At 69.8% G+C, this 22,487-nt stretch carries 19 protein-coding genes; 14 read left to right on the top strand and 5 right to left on the bottom strand.

Translation table 11 applies throughout. The features are described from left to right. Nucleotides 1-220 precede the first annotated feature (220 nt). The 9 genes from MRBLWH3_RS06335 to MRBLWH3_RS06295 all read left to right on the top strand — a co-directional run bounded on the left by MRBLWH3_RS06335 (nucleotide 221) and on the right by MRBLWH3_RS06295 (nucleotide 10,419). Nucleotides 221-1,069, top strand: coding sequence for a nitrilase-related carbon-nitrogen hydrolase (locus tag MRBLWH3_RS06335; protein WP_363429754.1), 849 nt, complete (start codon nucleotides 221-223; stop codon nucleotides 1,067-1,069). Between the two features lie 105 nt (nucleotides 1,070-1,174). Continuing rightward, on the top strand, nucleotides 1,175-2,617 hold the full coding sequence (hydA, locus tag MRBLWH3_RS06330) for a dihydropyrimidinase (protein ID WP_363429752.1): 1,443 nt from the start codon (nucleotides 1,175-1,177) through the stop codon (nucleotides 2,615-2,617). A 10-nt stretch (nucleotides 2,618-2,627) separates the two neighbouring features. Beyond that, entirely contained in the window at nucleotides 2,628-3,647 is a 1,020-nt protein-coding gene (locus tag MRBLWH3_RS06325) for a TIGR03842 family LLM class F420-dependent oxidoreductase (RefSeq protein ID WP_363429750.1), read from the top strand. Continuing rightward, nucleotides 3,644-4,579: an ABC transporter permease gene (locus tag MRBLWH3_RS06320; protein ID WP_363429748.1), complete on the top strand. Its 936-nt coding sequence runs from the start codon at nucleotides 3,644-3,646 to the stop codon at nucleotides 4,577-4,579. Before MRBLWH3_RS06325 ends, MRBLWH3_RS06320 begins: the two co-directional genes overlap by 4 nt. Beyond that, entirely contained in the window at nucleotides 4,572-5,396 is an 825-nt protein-coding gene (locus MRBLWH3_RS06315) for an ABC transporter ATP-binding protein (protein ID WP_363429746.1), read from the top strand. The genes MRBLWH3_RS06320 and MRBLWH3_RS06315 overlap by 8 nt, the downstream gene beginning before the upstream one ends. Then, nucleotides 5,393-6,160 (top strand): ABC transporter permease, encoded by a 768-nt coding sequence (locus tag MRBLWH3_RS06310; protein WP_363429744.1) that lies wholly within the window; start codon nucleotides 5,393-5,395, stop codon nucleotides 6,158-6,160. The genes MRBLWH3_RS06315 and MRBLWH3_RS06310 overlap by 4 nt, the downstream gene beginning before the upstream one ends. 52 nt (nucleotides 6,161-6,212) lie before the next feature. Beyond that, nucleotides 6,213-7,355 carry an ABC transporter substrate-binding protein gene (locus MRBLWH3_RS06305; RefSeq protein ID WP_363429742.1) on the top strand — a complete coding sequence of 381 codons (1,143 nt, stop codon included), beginning with the start codon at nucleotides 6,213-6,215 and terminating at the stop codon, nucleotides 7,353-7,355. A gap of 183 nt (nucleotides 7,356-7,538) precedes the next feature. Next, nucleotides 7,539-8,855 (top strand): aspartate aminotransferase family protein, encoded by a 1,317-nt coding sequence (locus MRBLWH3_RS06300; protein ID WP_363429740.1) that lies wholly within the window; start codon nucleotides 7,539-7,541, stop codon nucleotides 8,853-8,855. 46 nt (nucleotides 8,856-8,901) lie between these two features. Then, nucleotides 8,902-10,419 (top strand): CoA-acylating methylmalonate-semialdehyde dehydrogenase, encoded by a 1,518-nt coding sequence (locus MRBLWH3_RS06295; protein ID WP_363429738.1) that lies wholly within the window; start codon nucleotides 8,902-8,904, stop codon nucleotides 10,417-10,419. Between the two features lie 32 nt (nucleotides 10,420-10,451). On the opposite strand, the gene MRBLWH3_RS06290 is transcribed toward MRBLWH3_RS06295, so the two are convergent. Further along, entirely contained in the window at nucleotides 10,452-11,423 is a 972-nt protein-coding gene (locus MRBLWH3_RS06290) for a diacylglycerol/lipid kinase family protein (protein WP_363429736.1), read from the bottom strand. 18 nt (nucleotides 11,424-11,441) lie between these two features. Further along, entirely contained in the window at nucleotides 11,442-11,897 is a 456-nt protein-coding gene (locus tag MRBLWH3_RS06285) for an Lrp/AsnC family transcriptional regulator (protein WP_414685305.1), read from the bottom strand. A gap of 105 nt (nucleotides 11,898-12,002) precedes the next feature. On the opposite strand from MRBLWH3_RS06285, the gene MRBLWH3_RS06280 reads away from it, so the two are divergent. From MRBLWH3_RS06280 to MRBLWH3_RS06270, 3 genes are all read left to right on the top strand, one after another. Continuing rightward, a complete protein-coding gene (locus MRBLWH3_RS06280) occupies nucleotides 12,003-13,424 on the top strand; it encodes a DUF6421 family protein (protein ID WP_363429734.1) in 1,422 nt (473 codons plus the stop codon). A 74-nt stretch (nucleotides 13,425-13,498) separates the two neighbouring features. Beyond that, the gene (locus MRBLWH3_RS06275) at nucleotides 13,499-14,212 is read left to right on the top strand and encodes an SDR family NAD(P)-dependent oxidoreductase (protein WP_363429732.1); all 714 of its coding nucleotides are present in this window, start codon (nucleotides 13,499-13,501) and stop codon (nucleotides 14,210-14,212) included. A 44-nt stretch (nucleotides 14,213-14,256) separates the two neighbouring features. Further along, nucleotides 14,257-15,327 (top strand): threonine aldolase family protein, encoded by a 1,071-nt coding sequence (locus MRBLWH3_RS06270; RefSeq protein WP_363429730.1) that lies wholly within the window; start codon nucleotides 14,257-14,259, stop codon nucleotides 15,325-15,327. A 113-nt stretch (nucleotides 15,328-15,440) separates the two neighbouring features. Here MRBLWH3_RS06270 and MRBLWH3_RS06265 read toward each other — a convergent pair whose 3' ends face one another. The 3 genes from MRBLWH3_RS06265 to MRBLWH3_RS06255 all read right to left on the bottom strand — a co-directional run bounded on the left by MRBLWH3_RS06265 (nucleotide 15,441) and on the right by MRBLWH3_RS06255 (nucleotide 19,762). Beyond that, the gene (locus MRBLWH3_RS06265) at nucleotides 15,441-16,979 is read right to left on the bottom strand and encodes a hypothetical protein (protein WP_363429728.1); all 1,539 of its coding nucleotides are present in this window, start codon (nucleotides 16,977-16,979) and stop codon (nucleotides 15,441-15,443) included. 216 nt (nucleotides 16,980-17,195) lie between these two features. Next, entirely contained in the window at nucleotides 17,196-19,109 is a 1,914-nt protein-coding gene (locus MRBLWH3_RS06260) for a M3 family metallopeptidase (protein WP_363429726.1), read from the bottom strand. 65 nt (nucleotides 19,110-19,174) lie between these two features. Beyond that, complete coding sequence (locus MRBLWH3_RS06255; RefSeq protein WP_363429724.1) at nucleotides 19,175-19,762, bottom strand: NUDIX hydrolase family protein; 588 nt, start codon at nucleotides 19,760-19,762, stop codon at nucleotides 19,175-19,177. Nucleotides 19,763-19,852: 90 nt separating this feature from the next. Between MRBLWH3_RS06255 and MRBLWH3_RS06250 the strand changes: the two genes are divergently transcribed. Then, entirely contained in the window at nucleotides 19,853-20,524 is a 672-nt protein-coding gene (locus MRBLWH3_RS06250; RefSeq protein ID WP_363429722.1) for an alpha/beta hydrolase, read from the top strand. A gap of 261 nt (nucleotides 20,525-20,785) precedes the next feature. Beyond that, entirely contained in the window at nucleotides 20,786-22,459 is a 1,674-nt protein-coding gene (locus tag MRBLWH3_RS06245) for an ABC-F family ATP-binding cassette domain-containing protein (RefSeq protein ID WP_363429720.1), read from the top strand. Nucleotides 22,460-22,487: the final 28 nt, after the last annotated feature.

The raw sequence follows: 22,487 nt of genomic DNA, 5'->3' as shown, positions 1-22,487 counted from the left end.
CGGATGCCGCGGCATCCCGATCACCCGATTCATAAGGTCTGCCCACCCGACCATTGCGCCGCACCGGGCGAGGCTTTACTGTCGCGTCACAGGCCGAAACCGACGGGAAATGTCGGATGGCCAGGATCGGGAATCGGGGCGGCTCCATCGATCGGACCCCACCCGACCCGCCCGAGGGACGGACGAACACGGCGCCTGCCGGTTCATGAACGGAGAGACGATGACGACGGTACGCGCGGCGATCTCGCAGACCACCTGGACGGGCGACAAGGAGTCGATGCTCGACAAGCACGAAGGGTTCGCGCGCGACGCCGCGGCCCAGGGCGCGCAGGTGGTGTGCTTCCAGGAGCTGTTCTACGGCCCGTACTTCGGGATCACGCAGGACAAGAAGTACTACCGCTTCGCGGAGTCGTCAGAGGGTCCGATCGTGCAGCGGTTCACCGCGCTCGCGAAGGAGCTCGGGATCGTGACGGTGCTCCCGATCTACGAAGAGGCCGAGACGGGGGTCTACTACAACACCGCGGTGCTCGTCGACGCCGACGGCACCATCCTCGGCAAGTACCGCAAGCACCACCTCCCGCACCTCGACCGGTTCTGGGAGAAGTTCTACTTCCGCCCCGGCAACCTCGGCTACCCGGTGTTCGACACCGCGGTGGGTCGGATCGGCATGTACATCTGCTACGACCGCCACTTCCCCGAGGGCTGGCGCGAACTCGGCCTGAACGACGCGCACATCGTCTTCAACCCGAACGCCACGAAGCCGGGGCTGTCGAACCGGCTCTGGGAGGTCGAGGGACCGGCAGCGGCCGTCGCGAACGGCTACTTCGTGCTGCAGCCGAACCGCGTGGGCCGCGAAGACAACGAGTACGGCGACCTCGCCGTCGACTTCTACGGCACGAGCCAGGTCATCGACCCGCGCGGCAACTTCGTGGGTGAGCGCGGCTCGGGCGAGCACGAGGAGCTGCTGGTGCGCGACCTCGACCTCGACATGGTGCGCGAGATGCGCGACGACTGGCAGTTCTACCGCGATCGCCGGCCCGACTCCTACACGAAGATCGCGAGGCCGTGACGGACGTGCGCCGCGCCATCTGCTGCTCACCTGTCGCGAAGCGCTGTCGCAGACGACAATTCGCGACAGGCGAGCGGGTGGGCCTCGAATCAGAAAGCGAATGACATGGCAACGACACTGATCAAGGGCGGCACCGTCGTCTCGGCGACAGGCCGCGGCGAAGCGGACGTGCTCATCGACGGCGAGACCATCGCGGCCGTGCTCGCGCCCGGCTCGCAGCTTCTCGGGACGGATGTCGCGGCATCCGTCGACACCGTCATCGACGCGACCGGCAAGTACGTGATCCCCGGCGGCATCGACGCGCACACGCACATGGAGCTGCCGTTCGGGGGCACCAACGCCTCCGACACCTTCGAGACCGGCACCCGGGCGGCGGCCTGGGGCGGCACGACGTCGATCATCGACTTCGCCGTGCAGCGCTACGGCGAGCGCGTGCAGGACGGCCTGGCCGCCTGGCACGAGAAGGCCGCGGGCAACTGCGCGATCGACTACGGCTTCCACCAGATCGTCGGAGGCGTCGACGACGACTCGCTCGCGGCGATGCGCGGGCTCGTCGACGAGGGCGTGTCGAGCTTCAAGCTCTTCATGGCCTACCCGGGCGTCTTCTACTCCGACGACGCGCAGGTGCTGAAGGCCATGCAGGTCTCGCAGGAGACCGGTCTCCTCACGATGATGCACGCCGAGAACGGCCCGGCGATCGACGTGCTGGCGGCGCAGCTGGCGGATGCCGGCAAGAAGGCGCCGTACTACCACGGCATCGCCCGCGCGTGGCAGATGGAGGAGGAGGCCACGCACCGGGCGATCATGCTGGCCAACCTCACCGGCGCGCCGCTGTACGTCGTGCACGTGTCGGCGAAGCAGGCGGTCGACCAGCTCGCCTGGGCCCGCGACCAGGGCTGGAACGTGTTCGGCGAGACGTGTCCGCAGTACCTGTACCTGTCGCTCGAGGAGCAGCTGGGCGCCTTCAGCGAGGAGTGGGGGCAGTTCGAGGGCGCCAAGTGGGTGTGCTCGACGCCGCTGCGCAGCAGCAAGGAGGGCCACCAGCACCACATGTGGCAGGCGCTGCGCACCAACGACATCCAGATGGTCTCGACCGACCACTGCCCGTTCTGCATGAAAGGACAGAAGGACCTCGGCCTCGCGGACTTCCGCGCGATCCCGAACGGGATCGGCTCGGTCGAGCACCGCATGGACCTCATGTACCAGGGTGTCGTGACGGGCAAGATCACGCTCGAGCGGTGGGTGGAGCTGACGTCCACCACGCCTGCGCGCATGTTCGGGCTGTACGGGCGCAAGGGCGTGATCCAGCCCGGCGCCGACGGCGACGTCGTGGTCTACGACCCGAACGGCCACACGTCGATCGGGTACGGCGAGGGTCGCACGCACCACATGAACATGGACCACTCCGCGTGGGAGGGCTACGAGATCGACGGGCACGTCGACACCGTCATCTCGCGCGGCAAGGTCGTGGTCGACGGCGGCGAGTACCTCGGCGCCAAGGGCGACGGCCGGTTCCTCAAGCGCGGCCTGAGCCAGTACCTGATCTGAGGAGGATCCCATGGACTTCGGAGTCGTCCTGCAGACCAATCCGCCCGCCGCGCGCACCGTGCAGCTGGCCAAGCTCGCGGAGGCCCACGGCTTCAGCCACGTGTGGACCTTCGACTCGCACCTGCTGTGGCAGGAGCCTTATGTCATCCACTCCGCGATCCTCGCCGAGACCACCCGCGTCACCGTGGGGCCGTTCGTGACGAACCCCGCGACGAGGGACTGGACGGTCACGGCATCCGTCTTCGCCACGCTCAACGAGATGTACGGCAACCGCACGATCTGCGGCATCGGCCGCGGCGACTCGGCGGTACGGGTGACCAACGGCAGGCCCACCACGATGGCCGAGTTGCGCGAGTCGATCCACGTGATCCGCGAGCTCGCCAACTCGCGGCCGGTCGAGTACAAGGGCGCGACCCTGCAGTTCCCGTGGAGCCACGGCTCCGAGCTCGAGGTGTGGGTCGCCGCGTACGGACCGATGGCGCTCAAGCTCACCGGCGAGGTGGGCGACGGCTACATCCTGCAGCTGGCCGACATCGACATCGCCGCCTGGATGATCAAGACGGTGAAGGATGCCGCGGCCGCCGCCGGCCGTGACCCCGAGTCGCTGTCGTTCTGCGTCGCCGCGCCGATGTACATCGGCGACGACTGGGAGCACATGCGCGACCAGTGCCGGTGGTTCGGCGGAATGGTCGGCAACCACGTCGCCGACATCGTCGCGAAGTACGGCCACCACGGCGAGGGCGTGCCCGAGGCGCTCACCGACTACATCGAGCGGCGCCAGGGCTACGACTACAACACCCACGGCAGGGCGGAGAACGACCACGTCGACTTCGTGCCCGACGAGATCGTCGACCGGTTCTGCATCCTCGGCACGGCATCCGACCACATCGCCAAGCTCGAGCAGCTGCGCGCGCTGGGCGTGACGCAGTTCGCCGGGTACTTGCAACACGACAACAAGGAAGAGACCCTCCGCGCCTACGGCGAGACCGTGATCCCGGCGCTTTCGACCCACGTCACGGCGAAGAAGTGACGGGGGTCCCGAGCCCGAAGGCCCGGCGTCGCCCGGGAGCGGCGACCGCGATCGCGTATGGCATGCTCGGCATCGCGGTGCTCATCCTGCTGTGGGAGCTCTACCGCGCGTTCGCACCGCCCCAGGGTTTCGTGATCGGCGCCGTCGACGGCCAGACCGGGAGCGGCATCCGCCTCCTTCCTCGTGCCGACGAGCGGACCATGCCACACGTCTGGGACATGATCGGCCGTGCGATCCAACCGGTCACCCGCGCCCCCGGCGCCCTTCCGCTGGGTGCGGTCGTACTGGCCGCGGCCCTGAACAGCCTGCTTCTGTCGGTTCTCGGACTGACGCTGGGATTCGTCGTCGGGATGCTGCTGGCGCTGGTCATGCTCCGTGTGCGGCTGGCGGAGTGGGCAGTCCTGCCTTTCGTGATCCTCAGTCAGACCGTGCCGCTGATCGCGCTGGCGCCGCTGATCCGCAACTGGGGGTCACGCCTGGAGTTCGGCGCGTTCTCCTGGGAGAGCTGGATGTCGGTGGTCGTCATCGCCTCCTACCTCGCGTTCTTCCCCATCGCGATCGGGGCGCTGCGCGGCCTGAAGTCGCCCGACACGATCCACGAGGAGCTGTTCCAGACCTATGCCGTCGGCTGGTGGGCGACCCTCGTGCGACTGCGGCTGCCCGCATCCGTCCCGTTCCTGCTCCCCGCACTGCGGCTCGGAGCGGCGGGGGCCGTCGTCGGCACCGTCGTCGCCGAGATCTCAGTCGGCTACAACGACGGCATCGGCCGGCTGATCCTCGAGACATCGGCCGCGGCGTCCACCGATCCGGCGCGGCCCTGGTCGCCCGTGTTCGGTGCTGTTCTGCTCGGACTGCTCGCGGCGGGTCTCGTCGCCCTCATCTCGCTCGCGCTCACGCGCTTCCGACGGACGGAGAGCCTCGCCGATGTCTGACGCCGCCACGACCACCGCCGCCGTCCGAGTGACGGGGGTCGACCGCGTCTTCCTCGTGAAGGGCGGGGCGCCGGTGACCGCGCTCACCGGCGTCGACCTGACCGTCGCGCCGGGCGAGTTCGTGTCGCTCATCGGCCCGTCCGGATGCGGCAAGTCGACGCTCCTGCGGCTGATCGCCGACCTCGACGAACCCACCAGCGGGTCTGTCGAGGTGTTCGGCACCCCGGCGCGCACGGCTCGGGCGCGCCGCGCGTACGGCATCGCGTTCCAGCAGGCGGCGCTCCTGCCGTGGCGCACGGTCAGCGCCAACATCGAGCTGCCGCTGCAGCTGCACGGGATCGATCGCTCCGCGCGGGCGGACCGCGTCGCCGAGCTGCTCGACCTGATCGGACTGAGCGAGTTCGGAGGACACTTCCCCGACCAGCTCTCCGGCGGGATGCAGCAGCGCGTCGCGATCGCGCGCGCTCTCGCCGAGGAGCCGGGGCTCCTGCTGATGGACGAGCCGTTCGGCGCCCTCGACGAGATGACCCGTGAGCGGATGCAGACGGAGCTTCTCCGCATCCGCACTCGCACCGGCGCCGCCGTCGTCTTCGTCACGCACTCCATCCCTGAGGCGGTCTACCTCTCGGACCGCGTGGTCGTGATGTCGCCACGACCAGGCCGCATCACCGCGCAGCTGGAGGTGCGCCTGGGCGGAGCCGCGGAGCGCAGCGAGGATCTGCGCGAGGACGCGTCGTTCTTCGCCGACGTCACCGCCGTGCGCGAGGCCCTGCACGGACCGGAGTCCGATCCCGGACGGGGGGTCGACGTCCGATGAACCCGGGAGTCGAGGCAGTCCTCAAGCGGGTGCTCCCCCCGCTCGCGCTGCTGGTGTTCGGCATCGCCCTCGCGCAGGTGCTCGTGACGGCGCTGAACATTCCGCCGTTCGTGCTGGCGAGCCCGTCGGCGATCTGGGCCGAGATCGTCGCCTATCTCCCCGCCATCGCCTCCGCGACGCTCGTGACCGGCGTGAACGCGCTGTGGGGGCTGCTGCTCGGCAGCGTGATCGGCATCGCCCTGGCGGTGCTCGCGTCGCGCACGAAGGTGATCGACGGGATGCTGGCACCCATCGTGGCAGCGATCGCCGTCGTGCCGATCGTCGCACTCGCTCCGGTGCTTTACACGATGTTCGGCAGCACGTCCGAGACCGCGCGGGTGCTGATAGCGGGGATCGCCGCGTTCGTGCCGATCTTCCTCAACACCTTGCGGGGCCTGCGCCAGGTCCGGCCCGTGCAGCGCGATCTCCTGCGGGCGCTGGCAGCCACGCCCGGACAGGTCATCCGCTCCCTCACGATTCCGGCCGCTCTTCCCCATTTCTTCACGGGTCTGCGGGTGGCATCCTCGCTCGCGGTCATCTCGGCGCTGGTCGCCGAGTACTTCGGCGGTCCGCGCCAGGGCCTGGGAGCCGCGATCACTACGGCCGCAGCGAACTCGGCCTACGCACGGGCGTGGGCCTTCGTGCTCGGGGCGATCGTTCTCGGACTCGCCTTCTTCCTCATCACCAGCCTCATCGAGCGCGCGTTCACGCGATTCGCCCGGTAGTACCGGAAGGCACTCGACCCGCAGACCTGCACCACCACAGAGAGGGAATCACATGAGAAGCACACCACGCCTCCTCGTCGGCGCCGCCGGCGCCGCGGCCGCCATGCTCCTGCTCGCCGGATGCTCGGGCGGCAGCACGCCCGACGCCACTGGGGAGGCGACGAACGGAGAGCTGACGCCCGTCACGCTGCAGCTGCAGTGGCTGACGCAGGCGCAGTTCGGCGGTTACTACCTCGCCGCAGCGAACGGGTACTGGGAGGACCTCGGCCTCGACGTCGAGATCATCCCCGGTGCCGTCGACATCGTCCCGCAGGACGTGCTCGCGGCCGGTGACGTCGACTTCGCGATCGCCTGGGTGCCCAAGGCCCTCGCCTCGATCGAAGCGGGCGCCGGAATCACGAACATCGCGCAGATCTTCGAACGCTCGGGCACACTGCAGGTCTCGTGGGCCGACAGCGGCCTCGAGACGCCCGCCGACCTGTCCGGCAAGACCATCGGCTCGTGGGGCTACGGCAACGAATGGGAGCTGTTCGCGGGCCTCACCGAGGCCGACGCGACCGGCTACACGATCGTGCAGCAGAACTTCGACATGAACGCCCTGCTCAACAAGGAGATCGACGCCGCCCAGGCGATGACCTACAACGAGTACGCGCAGCTGCTCGAGGCCACCGACCCCGACACCGGGGAGCTCTACCAGCCGAACGACTTCACGGTCATCGACTGGAACGAGGTGGGCACCGCCATGCTGCAGGATGCGATCTGGGCCAACGCCGAGCGACTGGAAAGCGACCCCGAGTACCAGGACATCGCCGTGAAGCTCATCCAGGGAGCGATCCTCGGCTGGATCGATCAGCGCGATGACCCGCAGGCGGCAGCGGATGCCGTGACCGCCGCCGGCTCCACGCTCGGCACGAGCCACCAGCTGTGGATGGCGAACGAGATCAACAAGCTCATCTGGCCCTCCACGAGCGGGATCGGACACATCAACGAGGACCAGTGGGATGCCACGGTCTCGATGGCCCTGGAGACCAAGAACCAGGATGGCGCCCAGGTCATCACGACCGACCCGCCGGCAACGGCGTACACCAACGAGTATGTCGACAAGGCCCTGGACGCGCTGCGCGCCGACGGTGTCGACGTCGACGGCGCGGACTTCGAGCCGATCACCGTGGAGCTGCAGCCCGGCGGCGAGTGAGCAAGCGAGGGGGCGGGCTTCGGCCCGCCTCCTCGCGGCAGGACAGGCTCTCGAAGCCAGGTGCAGGCGGTGTTCTCCGCAAACGGTTTCGGCGGAAACCCCTTGTCTCGCCGCGAGGGGCGGGTCGCCTGGCGGGCGCATCCGGGTCTTGCGCCGATCGGCGCGATCCAGCAACGTGGCCGCATGACCGAAGACCTCGACGCCGTCGCGAAAGAGCTCGACCGCGAGTACGTGTTCCACTCCTGGTCCGCGCAGGCGGGGCTCGACCTCCCCGTCATCGCCGGCGGCTCCGGAACCGTGGTGTGGGATCACGCCGGTAATCGCATGCTGGACTTCTCGAGCCAGCTGGTGAATGTCAACATCGGGCATCAGCATCCTGCCGTCGTCGCGGCCATCCGCGCGCAGGCCGACGAGCTCGCGACGATCGGCCCCGCCACGGCCAACCTCGCCCGCGGACGGGCGGCGCAGCGCATCCTCGACAAGGCGGCGGACGGTTTCGCGAAGGTGTTCTTCACCAACGGCGGCGCCGACGCGATCGAGAACGCGATCCGCATGGCACGCCTTCACACCGGGCGCGACACCGTCCTCTCGACATACCGCTCGTATCACGGCAACACAGGCGCCGCGATCGTCGCGACCGGCGACTGGCGACGGATGCCGAACCAGTTCGCGCGCGGACACGTCCACTTCTTCGGGCCCTTCCTGTATCGCACCGAGTTCTGGGCGACGACACCCGAGGAGGAGTCCGAGCGCGCACTGCACCACCTGGAGCGCGTGATCCTGTCCGAGGGTCCGTCGACGATCGCGGCGCTGCTGCTCGAGTCGGTGCCCGGCACCGCTGGCATCATGCTTCCGCCGCCCGGGTACCTCGCGGGCGTGCGGGCGCTGGCCGACAAGTACGGCATCGTCCTGATCCTCGACGAGGTCATGGCGGGGTTCGGGCGCACCGGCCGCTGGTTCGCGTTCCAGGGCTACGACGTGGTGCCCGACCTCATCACCTTCGCCAAGGGCGTGAACTCCGGCTACGTGCCGGTGGGCGGCGTCATCATCTCGCCCGAGATCTCGGCGACCTTCGACGACCGCGTCTTCCCCGGCGGACTCACGTATTCAGGGCACCCGCTGGCCGCAGCATCCATCATCGCCGCCATTGATGCGATGGAGTCGGAGGGCATCGTCGACAACGCCCGCCGCGTGGGCGAAGAGGCGATCGGCCCCGGATTGGCCGAGCTGGCCGAGAAGCACCCGCTCATCGGCGAGGTGCGGGGCGAGGGCGTGTTCTGGGCGCTCGACCTCGTGACCGACCGCGAAACGCGTGAACCGGTCGGCGCCGACGTGATCGGACGCCTCAAGAAGGAGCTCACCTCGCGGGGCCTGCTGCCCTTCGCCGCGGAGAACCGCATCCACGTCGTGCCGCCCTGCGTCGTCACCGACGGGGAGGTGCAGGAGGCGATGTCGATTTACGATGAAGCTCTGACGAAGGTCGAAGGCGACCTCGCGTGACACGTGCATGCCCTCTCACGAGGAGGGCTTCCGAAGGAGGAACACGATGACTGACACCCTGCCGCGCACCGAGACGGCGGTTCTCGACCACTGGATCAACGGCGCCCCGTGGGCCGGAGCATCCGAGCGCACCGGCCAGGTGTTCAACCCCGCACGGGGGACGGTCCAGAAGGAGGTGCGGTTCGCGTCGCGCGAAGACGTCGGAGAGGCGGTGGATGCTGCGTTCGCGGCGTGGCTGCAGTGGCGCGACGCGTCGATCGCCAAGCGCCAGGGCGTCCTCTTCGCGTTCCGCGAGCTGCTCAACGCCCGCAAGGAGGAGCTCGCCGAGATCCTCACCTCCGAGCACGGCAAGGTGCTCGCGGACGCCCGCGGCGAGATCGCCCGGGGCATGGAGGTCGTCGAGTTCGCGTGCGGACTGGGGCACCTGACCAAGGGCGCCTACTCCGAGAACGTCTCGACCGGCATCGACGTCTACACGCTGCGCCAGCCGCTCGGCGTCGTGGGCATCATCAGCCCGTTCAACTTCCCCGCGATGGTGCCGCTGTGGTTCTTCTCCATCGCGCTGGCCGCGGGCAACGCCGTGGTGCTGAAGCCCTCCGAGAAGGACCCGACCGCGGCGAACTGGCTCGCGGGACTGCTCACCGAGGCGGGACTGCCTGACGGCGTGTTCAACGTCGTGCACGGCGACAAAGAGGCCGTCGACGCGCTGCTCGAGCATCCCGACGTGCGGGCGATCTCGTTCGTCGGCTCGACGCCCATCGCGAAGTACGTCTACGAGACGGCGACCGCGAACGGCAAGCGCGTGCAGGCTCTCGGCGGCGCGAAGAACCACATGCTGGTGCTTCCGGATGCCGACCTCGACCTCGCCGCCGACGCCGCCGTGAACGCGGGTTTCGGCTCGGCCGGCGAGCGGTGCATGGCGATCTCGGTCGTGCTGGCGGTCGACTCCGTCGCGGACGCCTTCGTCGCGAAGGTGGCGGAGCGCATGGGCGGCCTGCGGGTCGGCGACGGCACGCGCGGCACCGACATGGGCCCGCTCATCACCGGCCAGCACCGCGACAAGGTGTCGTCGTACATCGACGTCGCGGGCACTGACGGCGCGTCGGTCGTGGTCGACGGCCGCGACGTCGAGGTCGACGGCGACGCGAACGGGTTCTGGCTCGGACCGACCCTCATCGACAACGTGCCCACGTCGTCATCGGTGTACGGCGACGAGATCTTCGGCCCCGTGCTGTCGGTCGTGCGCGTCTCGGGATACGAAGAGGGCCTCGGCATCATCAACGCCAGCCGCTACGGCAACGGCACCGCGATCTTCACCAACGACGGCGGCGCCGCCCGACGCTTCCAGCGCGAGGCGACCGTGGGCATGATCGGCATCAACGTGCCCATCCCGGTGCCGGTGGCATACCACTCGTTCGGCGGCTGGAAAGCGTCGCTGTTCGGAGACGCCAAGGCCTACGGCCCGCACGGCTTCGACTTCTTCACGGCCGAGAAGGCGATCACCTCGCGCTGGCTCGACCCCTCGCACGGCGGCATCAACCTGGGCTTCCCCCAGCACGACTGACCCCTCCCGCTCCGAGCTGCGTCCATCGGCATCTAGGGTGCGGCGGGGGCGGGGACGAACACCGTGACCGCATCGGGCACGGAGATGCAGCGCAGCCGGAAGCCGCCGGCGTTCCGCTGTTCCAGTTCGCCGTCGTGGACGAAGACGGACGGATGCCCCGGCTCGGGCCGGACGCCCAGATCGAGATCACGCACCACCAGCCGCTCGATGTCGGCGTCGCGGGGGAACAGGTGCACGGCGCGCAGCACGGCCGCCGTGCGCTTGCCGAACGCGAGCGAGGCGAGCGAGCGCACCTTGGATCCGCGGGCGTGATGGATCCGCACATCCAGCACCCCGGTCTCGGCCTCCTGGCGCTGCATCGTCGCGACGCGGTCGGGATCGTTGCGCCCGACGCTCACGAAGACCGACCAGACCCGGGCGCGTCGGCCGTCCCGCACGATCGTGAGCGGCTCGGCGCGGCGGAGCGCGGCCGCGGTGGCGACGACGCCGCCGAGCCACTTCCCGAGGCTGTTGCGTCGCTGGCGCTCCTCGATGAGCTCGGGATAGGCGCCGACCGACACCACGTTGAGCACCGTGAGCGGTGCGTCGTCGTCCGGCCTCGCCTCCGCAACGCCGACGTCGACCGTCGACCCGGCCTCATACGCGTCGATGGCGACGCTCACACTGTCTATGCCCAGCGCGCGGACGAAGTGATTGAATGTGCCACCGGGCATGGCGAGGAGGGGCCGGTCATACCTCCGGGCGAGGTGCGCCATCCGCGACACCGACCCGTCGCCGCCGTAGACCCCGAGCACCGTCGGCGGCGCGTCGGCGGCCATGGCCGCGGCGACGACGTCCTCGAGGTCTTCGTCTTCGCGGATCTCCCGGATCTGCGCCGCGGGCAGCCGCTCGGCGAACGTCGACCCCGGATCGAGCCTGATGACTGCCGACCCGGCAGCCGCGTTGCGCACGATCAGCACTCCCCGACCGCGATCGTCCTCGGGTGAACTCGGCGCGGACTCCATGGGCCGAGACTACCCACGTCAGGCCGGAAGGATCGGGCGATTCTCGTAGAACGTCTGCAGCACGACCGTCGTGCGGGTGTTGACCGACGCGGCAGCACGGATGTCGCGAATCAGCGATTCGAGATGACGCGGCGTCGAGACCCGCACGAGCAGGATGTAGCTGGCGTCACCGGCGATGGAGTGGCACGCCTCGATCTCGGAGAGATGCTCGAGGAGCTCCGGCGCGTTGTCGGGCTGGGCGGGGTCGAGGGGAGTGATCTCGACGAAGGCCGCGAGCGGCTTGCCGACCGCCTCGGCGTCGACGAGGGCGCGGTAGCCGGTGATGACGCCGCGGCTCTCGAGGCGGCGCAGTCGCGCCTGAACGGCCGACACCGACAGGCCGACGGCCGCGGACAGGTCGGCAAGGGTGGCGCGGGCGTCCTGCGACACCTCGCGCACGATGGCGGCATCGATCGCGTCATCCAGGGCGGGCATGGCCCCACTCTACCGTGAACAGGAAATTTTCCTGCTGAATCTCGCTCTGAAGGGAACTTCTCTAGAATGGAGCGCGAAACCGCACTCGAAGATCGGAGGTTCACCATGTCCAGCAGCACCCTTCACACCGCGAAGGCCATCGTCGGCGAACCCGAGGTCGTCGAGGATGCGCGCTTGGCCGAGACCAGTGACGCCTGGTTGCGCCTCAAGGCCGCCGCGACCGCGATCCAGAGCCTCCAGGCGCAGGACGGATCGATTCCGGATGCTGCCGCCCACGACGAGGCCCGCGCTCTGGTCGCCGAGATCACGGCCGGCATCCGCGCGCTGGCGCCCGCGTTCCCCCACGACGCCGACTACCTCTCCGCGTCCGTGAGCGACTTCGAGCGCTGGACCGACCAGGGATTCGGCATCCCGGACTTCCTCGACTCGCTCGGGGCCTTCCAGCCGCAGCAGCAGCGGGCCGACGGCATCCGTCATCTCGTCGTGTTCCCGATGTACACGCAGAACGGCACGCGCGACCGCCACGTCGAGGCGGTGCTCGTCGAGGTGATCTGGCCCGAGTTCATCGCGCAGCTCGAGGCCGGCGACTACGGCAACAACCTGTTCGTGTCGCTGCGGTTCGTCGACTTCACACCGGGCTACGACACGAACAGCGCGGTGCTGTTCCCCGAGACCGTCACGATGCGCGAGATCCCGACCTTCACGTGGGGCGCGATCTTCCAGGACCGCGAAGCCGCGCGCTACCGCCGCGTCGTGCGCGCCGCCGCCGAGATCACCAAGCTCGATCTGCCCGACGACGCCGCGCGCATGCTCGACGACCAGGAGCTGACCGAGAAGACGTTCGTGATGTGGGACATCATCCACGACCGCACCCACATGCGGGGCGACCTGCCGTTCGACCCCTTCATGATCAAGCAGCGGATGCCGTACTTCCTGTACTCGCTCGAAGAGCTGCGGTGCGATCTCACGGCCTTCCGAGAGTGCGTCGCGATCCAGAAGCGTCTCGCCGCGCAGGAGTCTCTGACGCCCGCCGAGGCCGAGATGCTCGAGCACGCGAAGCTCGTGCAATATGCGGTGATCTTCGACCGCATCTTCCGGTTCTCGATCACGGGCTCGCGGGTGCGCAACTACGACGGGCTCGGCGGCCAGCTGCTCTTCGCCTGGCTGCACCAGCGCGACGTGCTGCACTGGACCGACACCGCGCTCGCCTTCGACTGGGACGACGTGCCGGCTGCGGTCATCGCCCTCGGCGAGGCGATCGACGAACTCTACTGGCGCTCGATCGACCGGCCGAAGACCGCGCACTGGCTCGCGGCCTACGACCTGGTGCGTTCGACCCTGACGCCGAACCCCGCCTCGCAGTGGGCGCGGGGCCTTCCCGACGAGACTCTCGCCGGCGCTCCGAAGGGCTACACCGACGCGGTCCTGGACGACGAGTTCCCGCTGTCGATGTTCTTCGAAGCGCTCGACAAGAAGATGAAGCCCGTCATCGAATCGACCGCCGGGATCACCGGCCGCGATTCCTGACACCGGCGGTGCGTTCTCGGCGAGACGGCCGGTCTCGCCGAGAACGCGCGCCTGCGACGTGGAAGGGTAGACGTATGAGCGTCTCAGGCAGACTCGTGATCATCGCCGGCGCGACGAGCGCTTCCGGCCGCATCGCCGCACGCGTCCTCCGCGACGCGGGTGCGCGCGTGGTGGCCGTCGGCCGTGACGCCGACAGACTTCGCGACCTTCTCGATTCACTCGAGACGGATGCTGCGTCCCTGGCCGGCGGCACGGCCGGAAGCGTCCGCACCGAGGTGTGCGACCTGGGTGACGAGACGGCGGTCGCCCGGCTCGCGGATCGCGTCCACGAGACCGACGGGCACGTCGACGGCGTACTGCACCTCGTCGGCGGCTGGCGGGGCGGAGGGGGCCTGGCTGGCCAGACCGACGGCGACTACCGCTTCCTCGAGGGCTCGCTCACAGCGCTGCGCCACGTCAGCCGGGCCTTCGACGCCGACCTGAAGGCGTCCGAGGCGGGCCGCCTCGCGGTGGTGTCGTCCACGGCCGTGGCGCGCCCGCTCGCCGGTGCGGCGAACTACGCCGCGGTGAAGGCCGCGACCGAGGCGTGGACGCGCGCCGTCGCGCAGGGCTTCACGAAGGCCGCCCGGGATTCCGGAGGACAGCCGGCCGCAGCATCCATGATCTTCCGCGTGAAGAGCCTCGACGGACTCGAGGAGGCGCTCGCCCAGCGGTTCGCCGATCTGTGGCTCGCCGACGCGACCGAGATCAACGACACCATCGTCGAACTCACCGACCCTTCGCTGTGACCGGGCTCAGCACCCGGTCCTCCGCGACACGAGATTGGACACCCGTGACCACGATCCACGACCCGAACCTGCGCGGTTTCGCCAGCGACAACTACTCCGGCATCCACCCCGAGGTGCTCGCGGCGATCGCCGCCGCCAACGACGGCCACCAGGTCGCGTACGGCGCCGACGTCTACACCGAGCGTCTTCAGGAAGTGATGGCCCGGCATTTCGGCGAGGGCGCCGAGGCGTACCCGGTGTTCAACGGCACCGGCGCGAACGTCGTCGGGCTGCAGTCGATGCTCCCCCGCTGGGGCGCCGTGGTCTCGGCCGGGACGGCGCACATCAACGTCGACGAGGGCGGCGCACCCGAGCGCGTGGCCGGCATCAAGCTGCTGACCGTCCCGACGGACGACGGCAAGCTCACGCCCGAGCTCATCGACCGGGAGGCGTGGGGCTGGGGCGACGAGCACCGCGCGCAGCCGCTCGTGGTGTCGATCACGCAGTCGACCGAGCTCGGCACGCTGTACACGGTCGACGAGATCACGGCGATCGCGGACCACGCGCACAGCCTCGGCATGCACGTGCACATGGATGGCTCGCGCATCTCCAACGCCGCGGCATCGCTCGACATGCCGCTCCGAGCCTTCACGCGCGATGCCGGGGTCGACGTGCTGAGCTTCGGCGGCACCAAGAACGGCGCGATGCTCGGCGAGGCCGTCGTCGTGCTGAACCCGGAGGCGTCGACGGGCCTCACCTTCCTCCGCAAGCTCGACATGCAGCTGGCCTCGAAGATGCGCTTCGTGTCTGCACAGCTCCTCGCCCTGCTCGAAGGGAACCTGTGGCTGCGCAACGCGTCGCACTCCAACGCGATGGCCCAGCGCCTGCGCGCCGGGATCGAGTCGGGGCTCGCCGACGGCACGATCTCGGGCGTCGCGTTCACGCAGCCGACGCAGGCGAACGGCGTCTTCGCCACCTTGCCCGACGGCGTCGCCGAGCGCCTGCGCACCTCTTTCACGTTCTATGACTGGGATGCAGCGAAGAACGAGGTCCGCTGGATGTGCAGCTTCGACACCTCCGAGAACGACATCGACGCCTTCCTGGCCGCGATCGCGCGCGAGACCTCGCGGGCGTGACCTCATTCCCCGCTCGTTGAGCGAGCCTGCGAGTCGAAACGCCCCTAACCTCGTGCAAAAGTCGGGGGTGTTCCGACTCGCTCGTTCCTCGCTCGCTCAACGAGCGGGGGGGCTCAGCCCCCGTGGTGCTCGCCGTCGTGGTGTTCGGCTTCGGGCTCGGCGACTTCGGCCTCGACCTCCACCGGGGCAGCAGCATCCGTCCCCTCCTCTTCGGCGGCCGGCGCGTCGGCGTCGGCAGACGTGAGGGGGGCTTCGGGGCGGATGAGCTCCTTGACCTCGGCCATGAAGCTCATGAGCTGGTGCTGCTGCCAGCGCAGCTGGCGGGTGCGGTCCTCGGCGTCGCGCAGCACGGACTGCGAGTGCGTCGTCACGAGGTCGATGATGCGCTCGGCCTTCACGTGGGCACGGTCGAGGTGCTCGCGGGCGCGCAGCTGGGCGTCGGCTTCGATCTGCTGCGACTGGGCCCGCATGAGGCGCTCGAAATCCTCGGCCTTCACCGAGACGCGCTGCGCATGCTCGAGGGAGGCGGCGACCTGCTCGTTGGCATCCTGCGTGATGCGCTCGGCGTGCGCCACCGCCTGGTTGTGCAGCACGAGGAATTCCTGGTGCGCGTCGTCCTGTCGGCGGGTGAGGGATGCCTCGAACTCGAGTGCGCGCAGGCGCAGCTCGCGCACCGTCTCCTCGGCCTCGGCGCGGTCACGGGAGGTCTCGCGGGCGACGGTCGAACGCAGCACCGCCGCGCCCTTCTCGGCCTCGGACCGGATCGCGGCGGCTTCACGCTCGGCCTGTGAGACCTTCTCGGCCGCGTGGGCGGCCTCGCGCTCGAGGCGCGCCTCGTGCGCCGTGCGCTCGGTGTCGATCTTCAGCTGGATCTGCTGGGCGTCGTGCTGGGCCTGCGAGACGATGGCGTCGGCCTCTGCCCGCGCCGACGCGCGGCGGTTCGCGATCTCTTCGCGAGCGGCCTCCAGCAGGCGGTCGCCCTGGATCGTCGCGTTGCGGATGAGAAGGCTCGCCTGGTCCTCGGCGACACGCAGCACCTCTTCGAACTGCTGACGGTTGGGCGACTCGGTGGTCGCGCCGACGAGCTCGTCGCTGAGGGCCTGCACGCGCTGCTCGGCGTCGGCGATCTTCGCGTTCGCGAGCTCCAGCTCTCCCTCGAGGCGCTTGACCGCGTCGCCCTCTTCTTCACGGGCGGCTGATGCCTCGGCCGCGACGCGCTCGAGTTCGGACTGTCGCTTCAGCTCGGCGTCGGCGAGAGCCGCCTCGAGCCGCTCGATCTGTTCCTGGCGTGCGACCAGCGTGGCGTCGATCTCGGCCTGATGGGCGGCGATCGCCGCGTCGATCTCGGCCTGGCGGCCCTCGGCCGCCGCCTGGAGCTCGGCCTCCAGGCGCTCCGCCTTGGCCCGGCTCTGCGCGACGGCGGCACCTGCACGACGCTGGTGCTGCTTCAGCTGCGCGACCTCGTCGGTGGCGGCGCGCATGCGCGCGTCGAGCCCGGCGATGGCGGCATCCACCTCTTCCTTGTCGTACCCGCGGAAGGTCGTCGTGAAGCCCGACCCGAACGCGGTCGTCGCCGCGTCACCGATGAGGTTGTCGAACGGGGTGGGGTCGTCCTGACCCGTGTTTCCGGCACTCTGGGCGTGGTCGGACATAGGTATCTCCGCTTTCTGTGGCGAGGGTGGTGCTACGTCGGCGAGTGCTCGCGGCGGAGGCGTGCCGTACCGCACCCGCTGCGCGGGCGAGGGTGTCGCCGCGCGCGCGGGCACCAGTGGCCGCACGTCCTCGACGACACCGGGGGGTGGGTCGCGGGTGACTGCGCTTCGGGGGGGTAGGTGAACCCTACATCGCGCGGCCGGGTGAGCGAAACGTCATTCGCCGGAGAGCCACCGCCGGTACGCCTCGAACGACGACGGTCGCCCGAGGAAGGCTTCGACGAGGTCCTGCGCGTCGCGCGATCCGCCTCGCTCCAGCACCTCTGTGCGGTAGCGGCGAGCGGCCTCGGAGTCCATCAATCCGGCCGCGAATCCGCTCAGCAGGTCGCGCGCGATCACGAGGCTCCACTGATACGTGTAGTAGCAGGCGCCGTAGCCCGTGAGGTGGCCGAATCCCGCGTACGAGTGCAGTCCGTGGAGCGGCTGGACGGGACTGGATGCCGCATACAGCCGCTCCGTCTCGGCCTGCAGGTCGGCGGGCCGGTCGACGTGCAGGTGGTACGACACGTTCGCATGCCCGAGCTGGCGGCGCACCTCGAGCGCGCGGCCGAAGGCGTCCGCGGTGCGCATGCGCTCGACGAGGTCGGCCGGGATCGGCTCGCCGTCGGCGTTCGCGCTGAACGAGGCGAGGACTTCCGCATCCCACGCCCACTCCTCGAGGAGCTGGCTCGGCGCTTCGACGAAGTCCCACTCGGTGGCGACTCCGCTGAAGCGGGCGAAGCGCTGCCGGCCGCCGAGGATGTCGTGCACGAGGTGCCCGAACTCGTGGAAGAACGTCACGACCTCGTCGTGCTCGAGAAGACCGCGCGAGAAATTGCAGAGCAGCGCCGCTTCGGGGAGCACGCGCCCGGAGACCCCGGGAGCCAGCGGGAAGCATGCGGCGTGGCTGAACTTCCCCTCACGGGGGTGCAGGTCCAGGTGGATGCGCCCGAGACGATCGCCGCCCCGCACCACATCGAACGACTGCACGTCGGCGTGCCAGGCGGGGACGTCGACGGACACGTACTCGACGTCGAGCAGCCGCCCGGTCACCTCCAGCACGCCGGCGACGACCCGCTCGAACGGGAAGTACGAGCGCACCAGCTGCGCGTCGACGTCGTACTGCTCCCGCTTGATCGCGCCCAGGAGGTACCAGAAGTCGGCGATCGACACCTCGTCGGCGTCGGGGACGTCGCGGCGCAGGCGTTCGAGCAGGATCGGGTACTCCGCGTCCGTCGCCGCCCGTGAGGCGTCGTCGAGCCGCGAGAGGAATGCCGGAATCTCGGCGCCCGCGCCGATCATGCGGGTCTCGGTCTCGTAGTCGGCCCAGTCCGGGTAGCCGAGGAGGCGGGCGCGCTCGGCGCGCACCTCGAGCAGTTCGGCGAGGATCGCGTCGTTCTCGGGCCACGCGAGGTCGTTGTACGCGTTCACCAGCGCGACGCGGGTCGCCCGCTCATGCGCGTAGTCGCGGATCGGCATGAGATCGGGGTAGTCGGTGGACAGGGTGACGCGACCGTGCTCGTCGGCGGGATGGGCGTCGATGAAGTCCTGCGGCATCCCGGCGAGGCCGTCGACCGGAACGGTGATCTCGCGGCGCCCGTCGCGGATGTTGCGCGAGAACGCGAGCGAGAGCGCTGTGTCGCGGTCGGCCAGCTGCCGCGCCCGTTCGCGGTCGGCCGCCTCGAGTTCGACGCCACCGCGACGGAAGTCGCGCAGCAGGTGGGTGAGCAGGCGCGCCTGGTCGTCGTCGAGGCCTTCGGCCGAGGCATCCGCGAAGGACTTCCAGAGGTCACGGTTCAGCAGGCGCGCCGCCGACAGCGACTCGACGGCCTGCACCTGCGATTCCGCGATATCGCGCACCTCGGCGTCGGGGTGCGCCTCGCTCACGACGTAGGCCTCGCTGAGCGCCTCGGCGAGCGCGATGTCGGCATCGTTCCAGAGCTCCAGGCGCTCCGCGGTGGTCAGCGCGGTCTCGGAGGTCAGGCGAGCATCGATCCCGTGCACGCGGGCGATGCGATCGGCCCGGCGCTCCGTCACGAAGTCCGCCCAGCCGGCGGCGTCGGACGGGAACGGCAGGGGTGCGAGGATCACCCTGCGAGCCTATGTGCGGGCGGGGACACCGCGCGAGGGCGTGATCCCGGGCGGGCGGAGGGAGATCAGCGCAGGGCGCCGACGCTCGCGAGCGCCATGCGCACGAGGGTGCCGCGTCCGCCCTCCATCTCGGCGGAGAGGGCATCGGATGCCGCCTCCTCCGGTGTCAGCCACGTCACCTCGAGCGCGTCCTGGCGCGGCTCGCACGTACCCGTGACCGGAACGACGAACGCGAGCGACACGGCATGCTGGCGATCGTCGTGGTAGGCGCTGACGCCCGGGAGCGGGAAGTACTCGGCCACGGTGAACGGCGTCGGCTGCGGCGGCAGCAGGGGGAAGGCCATCGGCCCGAGGTCGTTCTCCAGGTGGCGGAACAGCGCGTCGCGGACGGTCTCGCCGTAGCGCACCCGGCCCGACACGATGGTGCGCGAGATCTCACCGACCGGTGTCGCCCGCAGCAGGATGCCGACCTGGGTCACCTGACCCATGCCGTCGGTGCGCACCGGCACGCCCTCGACGTAGAGCATCGGCAGGCGGCGACGAGCTTCTTCGAGCTCGATGTCGCTCAGCCACGCGGGGTTCGAGACGTTGCCGGCCGGCGGGCCGAACGGCTCGTCGCCCGCTGGTTCGGGGTCGGGAGTGCGCACGGACATGCCTCTTGTATACCCCGCGCGGCACTCTCGCGACGAGGACCGCCGCCGTTCGCGCCTCGCCGTGTCGGCGCCGCGTGTCAGGATGAGGGCATGCCGGAAGCGCTCGTCCTCGATGCCGACGCCGTGCTGTGGTCGACCGATCGGTCGGCGCTCGCGGGGCGCCACCTCCTCCTGCTCCTGCACGGCTACGGTGCCGACGAGCACGACCTGTACCCCCTCCGCGGCTATCTCCCGGAGGCATTCGCCGTCGCGAGCCTCGCCGCCCCGCTCGTTCCGCCATGGCCGGCGCCGGGCCGATCCTGGTACCCGATCGACGGCCTGGACGGCCGCGACCCGTCGCACGTCACCCGCGCAGCAGAGGCGGTGATCACGTGGATCGACGCGCACGCCGAGGGCGCAGCATCCGTCGGCCTTCTCGGCTTCTCGCAGGGCGCCGCAGTCTCGCTGCAGGCGATGAGGCTGGCACCCCAGCGGTTCTCGTTCGCGGTCAACCTCTCGGGCTACGTGACGCCCGGCGACCTCCCGAACGACGCCGAGCTCGCCGAGCGGCGCCCGCCCGTGTTCTGGGGCCGGGGCACGAACGACGATGTCATCCCGGAGTTCCTCGTCGAGCACACCACGCAGTGGCTGCCCGAAAGGGTCGACCTCAGCGGCCGCGTCTACCACGGCCTCACGCACAGCGTCTCGGAACAGGAGCTGGACGACGTGCGCATCTTCCTCGACAAGCGCCTCGAAGACCGCGACACCGCCCCCGGTCGTTGAGCGAGCCTGCGACTCGAGTCGCTGGCCATGTGCAGGCACGTCCGCTATCGTGGCTGACGGCCTTGTCCCCTCCGTGAGGAACTCCCTTGAAGCTGATCGACGCGACCGCGCTGTAATCGCGCTGCTCCGTCGACTCTCGACGCGGCAGCGCTTGAACAACTCGCGCTGCCGTCGATCCGCCGCTTCCTCGCCCTGCTCCGGCATGCCCGGGCGACGCTCCGCGGCCCTCGGTGTCAGCGCACGTCTGACAAAGGAGGCCTCATGCCCGCACACTCTGCTCTTCACAACGCCCGTCTCACCCCGGCGATCGTCCTCGACCGGGTCTCGTTCGCCTGGCCCGACGGCACCACCGCCGTCTCGGATCTCTCCGGATCGTTCGGCACCGGCCGCACCGGTCTCGTCGGCCGCAACGGCTCCGGCAAGTCCACGCTCATGCGGCTCATCGCCGGCGAGCTCATGCCGTCCGACGGTCACATCGCACGGACGACGGATGCCGCCTACCTTCCGCAGCGGCTGACGCTCGACGTCGACCGCCCCGTCGCCGACCTGCTCGGGGTGGGCGACACGCTCCGGGCGCTGCGCGCGATCGAGTCCGGCGACGCCGACCCCCGTCACTTCGACGCGGTCGGCTCCGACTGGGACGTCCAAGCGCGTGCGCAGGCGGCGCTGGGCGAAGCCGGGCTCGCTCCCGACATGCTGGACCGCAACGTGGGGCAGCTGTCGGGCGGCGAGGCGGTGCTGACCGCGATCGCCGGCATCCGTCTGCGCGGCGCGTCCATCGCACTGCTCGACGAGCCCACGAACAACCTCGACCGCGAGGCGCGTGCGCGCCTTCAGGACATGGTGCGCTCGTGGCGCGGAGCGCTCGTCGTGGTCAGCCACGACACCTCCCTGCTCGAACTGATGGACGACACCGCCGAGCTGTACGCGAACGAGCTGTCGGTCTTCGGCGGCCCGTACTCCGAATGGCGCGACTGGCTGGATGCCGAGCAAGGCGCCGCGCGCGACGCCGAGCGCGCCGCGCGCCAGGCCGTCAAGCGCGAGAAGCGCCAGCGCATCGAGGCCGAGAGCACCATCTCGCGCCGCGCTGCGATGGGGCAGAAGGCGTTCGACGAGAAGCGCGTGCCGAAGATCGTCGCCAATGGACGCCGCATGGCGGCCCAGGTGTCAGCGGGGAAGCTGCGCGGCGAGAAGGCCGACCGCGAGGCATCCGCTCGGGAAGCCCTCGATGTCGCCGAGCGTCGCGTGCGCGACGACGACATCGTGAAGATCGACCTGCCCGACCCGGGTGTGCCCGCGGGCCGCCGCATCGCCACCCTCGGCGACGGCGAACGCTCGTGGATCATCCAGGGGCCTGAGCGGGTCGCGCTGATCGGCCCGAACGGGGCGGGTAAGACGACGCTCCTCGAGAAGCTCGTTGCGTCTGCGGATCACAACTCAGGCAATCCTGCCGCAAAGGGCGCCCAACGGCCCGGCGAGGCCGGTTCCTTCCTGAGTTGTGCGCAGGTCGAGCTGCACACCGACCGGGTCGGGTACCTCCCGCAGCGCGTGGACGGGCTCGACGACGCGGCATCCGTACTCGAGAACGTCGCCCCGTCCGCGCCGAACGTGACGATCGTCGAGCTGCGCAACCGGCTCGCGCGGTTCCTCATCCGAGGAGCGGCGGTCGAGCGCCCGGTCGGGACCCTGTCGGGCGGCGAGCGGTTCCGGGTCGCGCTCGCGCGGCTCATGCTCGCGGATCCGCCGCCGCAGCTGCTCGTGTTCGACGAGCCGACGAACAACCTCGACCTCGACACGGTCGACCGGTTCGTCGAGGCGATCGCGGCCTACCGCGGCGCGGTGCTGGTCGTGAGCCACGACGACGCGTTCCTCGAGCGCATCGGCGTGAGCCTCGTGGTCGAGCTCGACCGCGACGGCACGCTGACCGAGCGCTGACGCCGGGTCGCGGTATCCGTCATCTCCG

Source organism: Microbacterium sp. LWH3-1.2, from assembly GCF_040675855.1.
Classification (GTDB): domain Bacteria; phylum Actinomycetota; class Actinomycetes; order Actinomycetales; family Microbacteriaceae; genus Microbacterium.
This window is presented reverse-complemented; position numbering and strand designations above follow the sequence as displayed.

What these genes read in the sequence shown, in the direction of transcription:
- MRBLWH3_RS06335 (WP_363429754.1), top strand. Translation starts at nt 221, where the DNA reads ATGACGACGGTACGCGCGGCGATCTCGCAGACCACCTGGACGGGCGAC.
- hydA (WP_363429752.1), top strand. Translation starts at nt 1,175, where the DNA reads ATGGCAACGACACTGATCAAGGGCGGCACCGTCGTCTCGGCGACAGGC.
- MRBLWH3_RS06325 (WP_363429750.1), top strand. Translation starts at nt 2,628, where the DNA reads ATGGACTTCGGAGTCGTCCTGCAGACCAATCCGCCCGCCGCGCGCACC.
- MRBLWH3_RS06315 (WP_363429746.1), top strand. Translation starts at nt 4,572, where the DNA reads ATGTCTGACGCCGCCACGACCACCGCCGCCGTCCGAGTGACGGGGGTC.
- MRBLWH3_RS06310 (WP_363429744.1), top strand. Translation starts at nt 5,393, where the DNA reads ATGAACCCGGGAGTCGAGGCAGTCCTCAAGCGGGTGCTCCCCCCGCTC.
- MRBLWH3_RS06305 (WP_363429742.1), top strand. Translation starts at nt 6,213, where the DNA reads ATGAGAAGCACACCACGCCTCCTCGTCGGCGCCGCCGGCGCCGCGGCC.
- MRBLWH3_RS06300 (WP_363429740.1), top strand. Translation starts at nt 7,539, where the DNA reads ATGACCGAAGACCTCGACGCCGTCGCGAAAGAGCTCGACCGCGAGTAC.
- MRBLWH3_RS06295 (WP_363429738.1), top strand. Translation starts at nt 8,902, where the DNA reads ATGACTGACACCCTGCCGCGCACCGAGACGGCGGTTCTCGACCACTGG.
- MRBLWH3_RS06290 (WP_363429736.1), bottom strand. Translation starts at nt 11,423, where the DNA reads ATGGAGTCCGCGCCGAGTTCACCCGAGGACGATCGCGGTCGGGGAGTG.
- MRBLWH3_RS06285 (WP_414685305.1), bottom strand. Translation starts at nt 11,897, where the DNA reads ATGCCCGCCCTGGATGACGCGATCGATGCCGCCATCGTGCGCGAGGTG.
- MRBLWH3_RS06280 (WP_363429734.1), top strand. Translation starts at nt 12,003, where the DNA reads ATGTCCAGCAGCACCCTTCACACCGCGAAGGCCATCGTCGGCGAACCC.
- MRBLWH3_RS06275 (WP_363429732.1), top strand. Translation starts at nt 13,499, where the DNA reads ATGAGCGTCTCAGGCAGACTCGTGATCATCGCCGGCGCGACGAGCGCT.
- MRBLWH3_RS06265 (WP_363429728.1), bottom strand. Translation starts at nt 16,979, where the DNA reads ATGTCCGACCACGCCCAGAGTGCCGGAAACACGGGTCAGGACGACCCC.
- MRBLWH3_RS06255 (WP_363429724.1), bottom strand. Translation starts at nt 19,762, where the DNA reads ATGTCCGTGCGCACTCCCGACCCCGAACCAGCGGGCGACGAGCCGTTC.
- MRBLWH3_RS06250 (WP_363429722.1), top strand. Translation starts at nt 19,853, where the DNA reads ATGCCGGAAGCGCTCGTCCTCGATGCCGACGCCGTGCTGTGGTCGACC.
- MRBLWH3_RS06245 (WP_363429720.1), top strand. Translation starts at nt 20,786, where the DNA reads ATGCCCGCACACTCTGCTCTTCACAACGCCCGTCTCACCCCGGCGATC.